The organism is Lactobacillus sp. RTP31084st1_F9_RTP31084_210423 (assembly GCF_040919545.1).
GTDB classification, from domain to species: domain Bacteria; phylum Bacillota; class Bacilli; order Lactobacillales; family Lactobacillaceae; genus Lactobacillus; species Lactobacillus paragasseri.
In genome coordinates this window covers 1-1,023 of record NZ_JBCOVH010000014.1, presented here as the reverse complement: position 1 = coordinate 1,023, position 1,023 = coordinate 1, and the positions used below count along the sequence as shown (strand labels likewise).

General features: G+C 51.7%; 1 rRNA gene. It reads left to right on the top strand.

Annotation, left to right across the window (positions count from 1 at the left end):
• Positions 1 to 828: ribosomal RNA gene (locus tag AB5359_RS10215) — 16S ribosomal RNA — on the top strand; the annotation flags it as partial.
• Positions 829 to 1,023 lie beyond the last annotated feature (195 nt).

The following is a 1,023-nucleotide window of genomic DNA, read 5'->3' as shown; positions in this document are numbered from 1 at the left end:
CACCAGTGGCGAAGGCGGCTCTCTGGTCTGCAACTGACGCTGAGGCTCGAAAGCATGGGTAGCGAACAGGATTAGATACCCTGGTAGTCCATGCCGTAAACGATGAGTGCTAAGTGTTGGGAGGTTTCCGCCTCTCAGTGCTGCAGCTAACGCATTAAGCACTCCGCCTGGGGAGTACGACCGCAAGGTTGAAACTCAAAGGAATTGACGGGGGCCCGCACAAGCGGTGGAGCATGTGGTTTAATTCGAAGCAACGCGAAGAACCTTACCAGGTCTTGACATCCAGTGCAAACCTAAGAGATTAGGAGTTCCCTTCGGGGACGCTGAGACAGGTGGTGCATGGCTGTCGTCAGCTCGTGTCGTGAGATGTTGGGTTAAGTCCCGCAACGAGCGCAACCCTTGTCATTAGTTGCCATCATTAAGTTGGGCACTCTAATGAGACTGCCGGTGACAAACCGGAGGAAGGTGGGGATGACGTCAAGTCATCATGCCCCTTATGACCTGGGCTACACACGTGCTACAATGGACGGTACAACGAGAAGCGAACCTGCGAAGGCAAGCGGATCTCTGAAAGCCGTTCTCAGTTCGGACTGTAGGCTGCAACTCGCCTACACGAAGCTGGAATCGCTAGTAATCGCGGATCAGCACGCCGCGGTGAATACGTTCCCGGGCCTTGTACACACCGCCCGTCACACCATGAGAGTCTGTAACACCCAAAGCCGGTGGGATAACCTTTATAGGAGTCAGCCGTCTAAGGTAGGACAGATGATTAGGGTGAAGTCGTAACAAGGTAGCCGTAGGAGAACCTGCGGCTGGATCACCTCCTTTCTAAGGAAGGCGAAAGATGATGGAGAGTGCGAGAGCACTAAAGAGAAGTCATTGAGAAAGCCAAGCGGAAGCACACTGAGAAACTTTGTTTAGTTTTGAGGGTAATACCTCAGAGAGCTAGTACATTGAAAACTGAATATAATCTAAAGCAAAAAACCGAGACAATCGAAAAAACAGATTGAAGAGCGACCGAGA